We start from the raw sequence: 9,596 nt of genomic DNA on the forward strand, positions 1-9,596 counted from the left end.
TATATATACCAACGCGATCAACAAAAAATGCAGGCCGATTTTGATGAGTTCCCGAATAACCACTCACCGCAAATTTCAAGTTCGCATTTCCAATAGCACCATACCAGTCATCAATGGTATCTAATAAACCACCGACACTAATCGTATTCACATGTGCTGTGGCATCTAATACCCTGGCACTATCGCTCATACCTAATGGCACACACATATTTGGAGAATAACCTGCCAATTTTAACCTATTACGTAGTTCAACGATGCCAGCAGGAGAGTTCCAATTATTCATACGCTCCTGCAATTTGTCTTTAATGAATGGTCGAGCCCATTCCATTTTAACGATAGTGTCGTTATACCTATCATTTGGGAGCATTCTCGCATCACTACGCAGCAGTGTTCTTTTTGTGTCTTCTGTAAATTTGTATGCTGGTCTTAAGCTAAACCAGTGACGCATAAGCTGAGGTGCGATCTTCCAACCCATTTTATCCATTGCATCGGGGATCTGATCCAGTTGGAATATGTCGACCTTGACATCTTGACCCTTCGTATTCGCACTGGGCGATAATTTTACATTAGCAACAGTCATTATCGCAGTCCTATCCTTGTCTGAAAAACATAATCAAGAGTCAAGTCTTCTTCGACATTACTTTTTACTTTTGATGTTTTACCACTTGCATCAACAAGACCTTCAAGCGTTCCTTTTGAAGATGTCATACCATAGGCTAGATGCTTGAAGGGGGTACCTGTCCCGCTATCCATGATACAGAAGTGCTCATCAAACATACCTGCGATACTCAATGGGGTAGTAACAGGAGGAGCAATATCCCCCACAATGACGGTACCTGAGCCAATGATCACCCCACCGCAGTCAACTGCGCCTCCAGTAATAGCCAAGGGTTTGCCATTAACCAGCACAGTTGATGAACCTGACGCTATCTTGCGGGGGTGTGGTGGATGGTTTGGTTTATCGTGCGGTGCGAGGGGGTCTCCGACCCTGGCTGCAGGGATAAACGTCGGGAGAACAGGCGATGATGGGAGTGGGATGAAATCCATCGTGGTCGGTTCCTATATTGCCGACCTTGGCTGCATGCTTAGACATAATACGACTCAACTGATGTGACTACGTGGTGGCATGCTGAGCTGTTCAAAGCATACCGAGGTTACCCAAAAACAGTAAAGACCAGGGTCATCATGATCTCTGGTCATTCTGGGCAGAAGCCGTGGGGATTCAACCGTCAATTTATCCAGTTGTTTTTTGATAGTGATTGTGCTTATCGCTCGATAGCACAGGCATCAGCTAATTCACCACAGCGAAAGGAATTTTTTGAACAATTGGTTAGTCGTTTCCAAATAGGCTCCGATTGTAAAGGAGGTGGCTATTTCGTCAACTAGGAAAAAGTTCAATGGGGAACACAAACATTTTGATGAAAATTCACTTCCCCCCCTCTTTCAGCCCTTTATCTCCATAATCTTCGCTCCAAGTATTGCAGGGTAGACTGGTATCGAATCAAATAGGCTGCCTGTGGCTATAAATACCAGATATGTCGGCCATATCAAGGATGGCACTCATCACCGGACTCAATGCCAGACGCACATATTTTCTCATCGAGAATGCCGACAGTGGGCGCAAGCCCTGGATGGGCCACCTCTTGACATGTACAGGCTGATAGCCTCATGGCGAGAGCCTTATTCGACATCTGGATAGTTGACAACGTTCGAGTACAGGAGGATGAGTTGAGATCATTTAGGTGCTGGATCTGATAAAGTGCCCCAGAACACTTGGATAGCCACGTGTCGCAGGTTAATAAGGGAATGATTGGAGAACTCAGTGTTTGAGCTGAACTTGTTTGTGGTCAAAAAATGGCTGGGTCAGCTGCTGATGCCGCTGCCCTTCTCCCTCTCCTTATTGCTGCTGGCGCTGCTGTTGCTCTGGTTCACCCGCTTTCAGAAGAGCGGCAAGCTGCTGGCGACCCTGTCGCTTGTGATCATCGCCCTGATGGGGATGCGGCCGGTAAGCTATGAGTTGGCCCGCTCGTTGGAGCAGACCTATCCGCCCTTCGAAGTGAGCCAGTATCCCCATATCGAGGCCATAGTGGTGCTCGGCAACGGCCATGTGAGCGATCCTGCGGTGCCCGAACGCTCCTGGCAGAACAACATCTCCCAGGCCCGCACCCTGGAGGGGGTGCGGCTTGCCCAGGCCTATCCGCAAGCCGAGTTGGTCTTCTCGGGCGCCGTGGCGGGAGATCCGCTGTCAAACGCCGAGGTCAATGCCCGCATGGCGGCAAGTCTGGGCATAGACAGATCCCGGATGACGTTGTTTGAAAACAACAAAGACACCCACGACGAGGCGGTCAGCATCAGTCGTTATCTCAAGGGAAAGAAGGTGGCGCTGGTGAGCTCGGCCACCCATCTGCCCAGGGCCATGGCGCTCTATCAGGGACAAGGACTCGATGCGGTGCCGGCCCCCACCGATTACACCGCCAAGCAGAGCCAGCAGCCGCAGCCCCTTTATACTTACCTGCCCAAGGGGCGTTATCTGATGTATTCCGAGGCTGCCATTCACGAATGGATTGGGGTATGGTGGGCCCGTCTGCGGGGTCAGGTTAACGAATGAGCGATCGACGATTGCATTCCTGATTTGGATCAGGAAAGCGAAAAAAAATTACGTCATTTGCCGCCGGGTCAGCTATCTTGGGCTCGGTTCAATTCATATAATGTCGCGCAATCAAATGCCTAGGAGATATACAAGATGAGACAGCACCTGGTAATGGGTAACTGGAAACTGAACGGCACCAAGGCTTCTGTAGAAGCTCTGATCAAAGGACTGACCCCGGCTGCTGCCGCTCATCCTTCGGTACAAGTCGCCGTCTGCCCGCCGGTTATCTTTTTGGGTCTGGTTGAGCAACTGACCGCAGGCACCAAGATCGCCTACGGCGCCCAGAATGCCGACCTTCACGAGTCCGGCGCCTTCACCGGTGAAAACGCCCCCTCCATGCTCAAAGCCTTCGGTTGCACCTACTCCCTGGTCGGCCACAGCGAGCGTCGTACCCTGCACGCAGAGACCGACGACGTGGTTGCCGCCAAGTACGAAGTCATCCAGAAAGCAGGCCTGGTCCCGGTACTGTGCATCGGTGAGACCTTGGCGCAGTTCGAAGCCGGCACCACCAACACCGTGGTTGAAACCCAGCTGAAAGCCGTGATCGACCGTTGTGGTATCGCCTCCTTCGAGAACGCCGTCGTCGCCTATGAGCCGGTATGGGCCATCGGTACCGGCAAGACCGCTACCCCGGAAATCGCTCAGTCCGTGCACGCGCACATCCGTCAGTACCTGGCCAGCTTCGATGGCTCAGTGGCTGCCAAGGTACAGATCCTGTACGGTGGCTCCGTGACTGGCGCGACCTCCGCCGACCTGTTCGGTCAACCGGACATCGACGGTGGCCTGGTGGGTGGTGCGTCCCTGAAAGTAGACGACTTCTCCCAGATCATCGCTGGCGCTGCCAAGTAAGGCACGCATGAAGAGGGGCCTGGCCCCTCTTCATCTATCTCCCTTTCCTATGGGACTATGGGATCCCTCTTTTTCATAGGAAAGCCGATATAGTAAAAGTGGCTGACCCTATTTTCAGATATTGATTTTCGACAACTCAGATCCAGAGGCACTCATGACCAAGCAAATCAAACGTATTGGTGTTTTGACCAGTGGTGGTGACGCACCGGGTATGAACGCAGCCATCCGCGCCGTGGTGCGCGCCGGTCTGCATCATGGCCTGGAAGTCTACGGCATCTATGATGGCTACCTCGGTCTGCATCAGGACAGGATCGTCAAGCTCGAGCGCCACAGCGTCTCCGACGTGGTCAACCGTGGTGGTACCTTCCTCGGCTCCGCTCGTTTCCCCGCCTTCAAAGACCCGAAAGTCCGTGCCGAGGCCATCGAGAACCTGAAAAAACACGGCATCGACGCCCTGGTGGTGATCGGCGGTGACGGCTCCTACATGGGCGCCAAGAAGCTGACCGAAGAGGGTTTCCCCTGCATCGGCCTGCCGGGCACCATCGACAACGATATCGCCGGTACCGACTTCACCATCGGCTTCGATACCGCACTGAACGTGGTGGTTGACGCCATCGACCGTCTGCGGGACACCTGCAGCTCCCACCATCGCATCTCCGTGGTGGAGATCATGGGCCGCCACTGCGGCGATCTCGCCATGTCCGCCGCGGTTGCCGGTGGCGCCGAGTACGTGATCGTACCGGAAGTGGCTTTTGACAAAGAGAAGCTGCTGCAACAGATCAAAGAAGGCGAAGCCAAAGGCAAGAAGCACGCCATCATCACCATCTGTGAGCACGTGACCGATGTGAACGCCTTGGCCAAAGACATCGAAGCCATGACCGGCCGCGAGACCCGCGCCACCATCCTGGGCCACATCCAGCGTGGCGGCTCGCCGACCGCCCGCGATCGCATCATGTCCAGCCGCATGGGTGCCTTCGCCGTCGAGCAACTGCTGGCCGGCCAGGGTGGCCGCTGCGTCGGTATTCAAGGCAACGAGATGGTGCATCACGACATCATCGACTGCATCGAGAACCTCAAGCGCCCGTTCGATCAGGAACTGTACGATCTCTCCACCACCCTGTTCTAAGCCCAAACACGCTTTACAGGCTGTTGTGACAAAAACCCTCCGTTGGAGGGTTTTTTCTTTTCCCCCTCCCATTGACCTGCGCCTGCCTTGGGATGGATGCCGGCCACGGCGGCGATACAACTCTGAGTGAGCGCCTTCCCCCGTCGTCGCCTCCACCTTGCGGCTTGCTTCCACTAGCCATCGACGCCGCCTCTGCAACCACCTCGCTTATCCAACCCCACTTAACACCTCAGGCTCTGCATCATTGCCACAAGGCCAGCGTATATCCGTTATTCAGTGTCGCCAGCTGAGCCTGCCCTGGCACAGACCAGGGCATCTCTGCCGCTCGTTAACTGATGTCAGCCTGGGCCGAGGATGCCGATAAGTGGCTGTCCAGACGAGGATTGAAGGACAACTGCTGATGAAAAATGGTTATAGCCGCAGAATGTCGAACCGGAGCATGCCTATGCGCCTCATACGACAGGTTGAGACGCCAAAATGGTTCTGAGAAGTCCATTAAATTTAAAAAAACCAAAAAAGCCTCATATAAAACCCATTAAATTATCAATAAGAAATAACGCAACCAACTGATTTTAAATATATTTAATTTATGCCCTGCGCTCTACTCCGCGATAATCACCTCGAGAGGGTACAAAGCACTCATAAACATATAAAAATGAAGCCTAGCATCTTCACGGAACACTAAATGCCATAAAAATACATTTATCATTGTTTTAACGGGCCATTATGGTATCTTGGTCCCATCAACAGTCAGCCAAGGGAGACACAATAATGAAAGAGTTCGTTGTTACCGCCGTTTTTACCGTATTTTTCACTCTGGTTGCCGTCTCTCTGCCCTCGCTGTCCCAGCTTTGAGTCGGTTAATTCGCCAGAAAATTACTCAACCTGACTCTTATCGACATTCGAGCGCTGGTTAATTGCGCGCACACCCTTGCTTTTGAGTGGTTGGAGTGGCATTCGACGCCAAGCTGAGATTTATAGTGAGTGATGAAGATTTTACCGCCACCCCATCACTATGACCCTCAAGGGGAGCCTATCGCTCCCCTTGTTGCATTTCTGCTACGGGATTTACTCTTGCTCCCCTGCCCGTCACAATATCCGCTGGTTTCGCCATGCAGGAATTACCATGACTCAGGATGCTCTGCGCCACTGGCGCCGTGACCTTCATCGTCTGCCCGAAGCGGCCTGGTGTGAATTTCGCACCAGCTCCCTCATCGCTCACCATCTGTCCGAACTCGGTTTCTCCGTCATGCTGGGCGACAAGCTGCTGGCCAGCAATCTCATCATGGGCCGAGAGATAGATGTGCAAGCCCAGAAGGAGCGCGCCCTTCGTCAGGGGGCGCATCCCGACTGGCTGGCCCGCATCGAAGAGATAACGGGGGTGATGGGCTTGTGGGAGACAGGCCGCCCGGGCCCTACCCTGGCGCTGCGCTTCGACATCGATGCGGTGGAAGTGGATGAGAGCGAGCAGGAGCAGCATGTACCCAGCCAGGAGGGATGGCGTTCAAGCAATCCGGGCTGGATGCACGCCTGTGCCCACGACGGTCACACCGCCATCGGCCTGGTGCTGGCCGAGCGCATTGCTGCTCTCTCCGAGCAGCTAAACGGTCGCATCAAGTTGTTCTTCCAGCCCGCCGAAGAAGGGTGTCGCGGCGGCAAGGCGTTGGCGGCCGGTGGCCAGCTCGACGACGTGGACGCCCTGCTGGCGCTGCACATCGGCATTCATGCCAACAGTGGCGAGCTGGTGGTCAACCCGACCGAGTTTCTCTGCTCCACCAAGTTCGATGTGGAGTTTATGGGACGCGCCGCCCACGCGGGGCTCGAGCCCAACGCGGGCAGCAATGCGCTGGCGGCGGCCTGCATGGCCACCACCGCCATGCTCGGCATCCCCCGCCACCGGGATGGCATGACCCGCATCAACATAGGTCAGCTCAGCGGCGGCAGCGGCCGCAACGTGATCCCGGGCCATGCCCGCCTGCAGGGGGAGACCCGAGGCGCGAGCCCTGAGCTCAACAACTACATGTTTGGCCAGGTGCAGCAGATAGTGGAAGGGGCCGCCCTGATGCAGGGCACGACCTACCTCATCCGCAAGCAGGGGGAAGCCATCGGCATCGAGAACAGCCCGGCCCTGCTCGAGGAGATAGTGCCGCTGGCACAGGCACTCCAACTCGAGACTGTCCACAGCCGCCGCTTCGGCGCCAGCGAGGATGCCGGCTTTCTCATCGAGCGGGTGCAGCGCAGCGGCGGCGAGGCCGCCTATCTGATCCTGGGGGCCGATCTGGCGGCGCCCCACCACCATCCGGAATTCGACTTCGATGAAACCGTGCTGAGCCACGGGGTCGACCTGCTCGAAGCCTGGTTGCTCAGCCGCCTCGCTCGCTGAAGGCTCGATAACATGCAAAAAGGCAGCTCCAGGCTGCCTTTTTCATTGCAGGCGCCATATTGGCGCCTTTTCCTATTGTCCCAGCACTATGGCGCTGAGGTGCGCGAAGTGGTGGATCTCGTGGGTCGACTCGCACGGCGTGTCGTGGCGTTCCGGGTTGTACCAGCAGGTGGCCAGCCCCTGCGCCGCGGCGCCGGCGATGTCGGTCTTGGGATTGTCCCCCACCATCAGCACCCGCGCCGGGCTCGGTTGCCCCATCAGCTCGAGCGCATGCAGGAAGATGGCGGCGGCCGGCTTGGTGACATGCACCTCGTCGGAGATGACCAGCGGCTCGAACCAGTCGCTCCAGCCCAGCTTGTCCAGACGTCCTCGCTGAGGCAGGCTGAAACCGTTGGTGATGATCCCCATCCGCACACCCCTTTGCTGGAACGCCTGCAGCGTCTCTACCACCCCGTCCAGCGGTGTGCTCAGGGCGATGATCTGCTGCAGGAAGGTGTCGTTCATCGCCATGGGCGCCACATCGACCTGCTCGGCAAACAGCGAGAAGCGGGTCTGCTGCAGATGAGTGGCGTCTATCTCGCCGGAGTTGTACTGCTGCCACAGTCGGTGGTTCAGCTCGTGATATTGCGCCATCTTGGGCGCGCTGGGTGTCACCCCGTAGATCTGCAGGGTCTGCTCCAGGGCCTGGGCGACCGGGAAATCGAGCAGGGTTTCGTCCAGATCGAACAGCACCCAGTCATAACTTGGTTGTTTCACGCTTGTCCTCATTCGTTGTCTTGCTTAGGTTGCTTGCTCATGCATCTCGATCGTCGAGGCGCCGCCCCAGCGGGCCGCCGAGCAGATCCAGCGTCAATCTGACCCCGAATCCGGTCACCTCGCTGCTGACCACACCGTTGCCCCCCTTGTTGCGAAAACCGCTCAGGTCGAGGTGCAACCAGGGGGTCTGCTCGGGCACGAAACGACTGAGGAAGCGGGCGGCATCGATGTGATCCGCTGACGCACCCGGCGCACACTGTAGCAGGTCGGCCCATTCGCTATCGAGGTTGTCATCGTAATCCTCGTCCAGCGGGAAGGGCCAGACACGCTCACCGCTGCGCTGGCCCAGGCTTATCAACTCGCCGAGCCACTGGGGTCTGTTGGTAAAGGCACCGCTGTAACGGCTGCCGAGCGCCCGCTTGCAGGCGCCGGTGAGGGTCGCGTAGTCGATCAGCAGGTCCGGCTCGTCCTGCACCGCCATGGCCAGGGTATCCGCCAGCACCATGCGTCCCTCGGCATCGGTGTCGACCACCTCTATGGTGGTGCCGTTGATGGCGGTCACCACCTCCCCGGGTTTGTAGGCCTGCGGGCCTATGTGGTTCTCGGCGATGGCGAGCCAGCAGTGCACCTCGTAGGGCAGCTTGGCCCGGCTGATTGCATAGAGGGTGCCCAGCGCCACGGCGCTGCCCCCCATGTCCAAATGCATGCCATACATGCTGCCGCCGACCTTGAGGTTGTAGCCCCCGGAGTCGTGGCAGATCCCCTTGCCCACCAGCGCCAGCCTGCGCTCCGCCTTGGCCGGGCAATAGCTGAGCTTGACGATGGCGGCCTGGTTGTCTGCCGATCCCCTGGCCACCGCCAGGAAGGCGCCGGCGCCGAGTCTGGCGAGCTCGGCCTCATCGTATTCCTGCCACTGCCAGCCCTCCTGCTGTGCCAGCTGTTGTGCCCAGGCCCGGTAGCTGCGGGGGGTCAGATCGGAGGCCGGCAGCACGGCGAGATGACGGGCCAGGCCATTGCCTTGCGCCTCGGCATGGATCCGGGCCAGATCGAGCTCGCACGCGGGTGACACCATCAGGTGCCGGTAGCTCGGTGTCTCCTCGCTGCGCTGCTTGTGGGTGGGCAGTGGCACATTAGCCGCGAGCAGCGCCGAGAGCACCAGCTCGGCCAGCAGGGCCCGGCTGGCGTCGTCGAATCCCTCAAGATGCAGCGCCAACTGCGCCACCTTGAGGCCGGCCAGGGGTGCGACCCAGGAGCGGACCTGCTTGTAGAGCCGATGATCCTGGCTCGCCTCGGGATCCACGAAGATCACCAATTGCAGGCCCTGGGCGTCCGCCAACCGGTACGGCGCCTTCTGGCCAAGGGCGAGCTGGGCCGCGACCCCGGCGAAGGCGGGTTGCGCCAGCAGGGTACTGCGCTCGGTGTCGGCGACCAGCAGCAGCTTGATCTGCGCCTGGCTTGCCATCACCTCGTCAAGGCTAGTGGTCTGGATGTCAATCTTGGGAGGGAGATAACTGAAGGGTTGCAGCATAGGAAGCGGCCTCATCCATGAACAGAGGTCACGATGATACCGAACAAGAGCTGGCGACGACCAGTAGCTTGAAAATTAATGTTCAAGATCAGGATGATAGAATTGGGGATCAGAGAGGGGAAAAATAGGAGATAACATGAAAAGTTGGTTGCGGGGGCCAGATTTGAACTGACGACCTTCGGGTTATGAGCCCGACGAGCTACCGAGCTGCTCCACCCCGCGTCCGAATTGTTGCCTGTTACCAGGACTTTTCACCACAAGCCTGCCGAGCAGTAGCAGTTTGTGTCTTCGCAGCATCGCAGCG

Annotated in this window: 7 protein-coding genes, 1 tRNA gene and 1 pseudogene; 4 read left to right on the plus strand and 5 right to left on the minus strand. The window is 57.3% G+C overall.

Translation table 11 applies throughout. The annotated features are described in order from the left end of the window. A partial coding sequence (locus LG30_RS22220) for a DUF6402 family protein (protein ID WP_152599366.1) occupies positions 1 to 580 on the minus strand: 580 nt, incomplete at its 3' end. A gap of 251 nt (positions 581 to 831) precedes the next feature. Then, positions 832 to 1,093 (minus strand): annotated as a pseudogene (locus LG30_RS23030) (type VI secretion system PAAR protein); the annotation flags it as partial. A 744-nt stretch (positions 1,094 to 1,837) separates the two neighbouring features. Here LG30_RS23030 and elyC point away from each other — a divergent pair. The 4 genes from elyC to LG30_RS0117810 all read left to right on the plus strand — a co-directional run bounded on the left by elyC (position 1,838) and on the right by LG30_RS0117810 (position 7,008). Continuing rightward, positions 1,838 to 2,608 (plus strand): envelope biogenesis factor ElyC, encoded by a 771-nt coding sequence (gene elyC, locus LG30_RS0117795; protein WP_033132041.1) that lies wholly within the window; start codon positions 1,838 to 1,840, stop codon positions 2,606 to 2,608. A gap of 135 nt (positions 2,609 to 2,743) precedes the next feature. Further along, positions 2,744 to 3,499, plus strand: a complete 756-nt coding sequence (gene tpiA / locus LG30_RS0117800) for a triose-phosphate isomerase (protein WP_033132037.1) — start codon at positions 2,744 to 2,746, stop codon at positions 3,497 to 3,499. A gap of 154 nt (positions 3,500 to 3,653) precedes the next feature. Then, a complete protein-coding gene (gene pfkA, locus LG30_RS0117805; protein WP_005326082.1) occupies positions 3,654 to 4,625 on the plus strand; it encodes a 6-phosphofructokinase in 972 nt (323 codons plus the stop codon). 1,126 nt (positions 4,626 to 5,751) lie between these two features. Beyond that, positions 5,752 to 7,008 carry an amidohydrolase gene (locus LG30_RS0117810; protein ID WP_033132038.1) on the plus strand — a complete coding sequence of 419 codons (1,257 nt, stop codon included), beginning with the start codon at positions 5,752 to 5,754 and terminating at the stop codon, positions 7,006 to 7,008. 72 nt (positions 7,009 to 7,080) lie between these two features. On the opposite strand, the gene yjjG is transcribed toward LG30_RS0117810, so the two are convergent. The 3 genes from yjjG to LG30_RS0117825 all read right to left on the minus strand — a co-directional run bounded on the left by yjjG (position 7,081) and on the right by LG30_RS0117825 (position 9,514). After that, complete coding sequence (gene yjjG / locus LG30_RS0117815; protein WP_033132039.1) at positions 7,081 to 7,764, minus strand: pyrimidine 5'-nucleotidase; 684 nt, start codon at positions 7,762 to 7,764, stop codon at positions 7,081 to 7,083. 37 nt (positions 7,765 to 7,801) lie between these two features. Then, a complete protein-coding gene (locus LG30_RS0117820; protein WP_033132040.1) occupies positions 7,802 to 9,292 on the minus strand; it encodes a M17 family metallopeptidase in 1,491 nt (496 codons plus the stop codon). A gap of 145 nt (positions 9,293 to 9,437) precedes the next feature. Beyond that, positions 9,438 to 9,514: transfer RNA gene (locus LG30_RS0117825), tRNA-Met, on the minus strand. Between the last annotated feature and the right edge of the window lie 82 nt (positions 9,515 to 9,596).

The organism is Aeromonas aquatica, assembly GCF_000764655.1.
Taxonomy (GTDB): Bacteria; Pseudomonadota; Gammaproteobacteria; order Enterobacterales; family Aeromonadaceae; genus Aeromonas; species Aeromonas aquatica.

Bases quoted from the DNA above. Each gene is read 5' to 3' on its own strand.
- pfkA (WP_005326082.1), top strand. From the start codon at position 3,654: ATGACCAAGCAAATCAAACGTATTGGTGTTTTGACCAGTGGTGGTGAC.
- LG30_RS0117810 (WP_033132038.1), top strand. From the start codon at position 5,752: ATGACTCAGGATGCTCTGCGCCACTGGCGCCGTGACCTTCATCGTCTG.
- LG30_RS0117820 (WP_033132040.1), bottom strand. From the start codon at position 9,292: ATGCTGCAACCCTTCAGTTATCTCCCTCCCAAGATTGACATCCAGACC.
- tpiA (WP_033132037.1), top strand. From the start codon at position 2,744: ATGAGACAGCACCTGGTAATGGGTAACTGGAAACTGAACGGCACCAAG.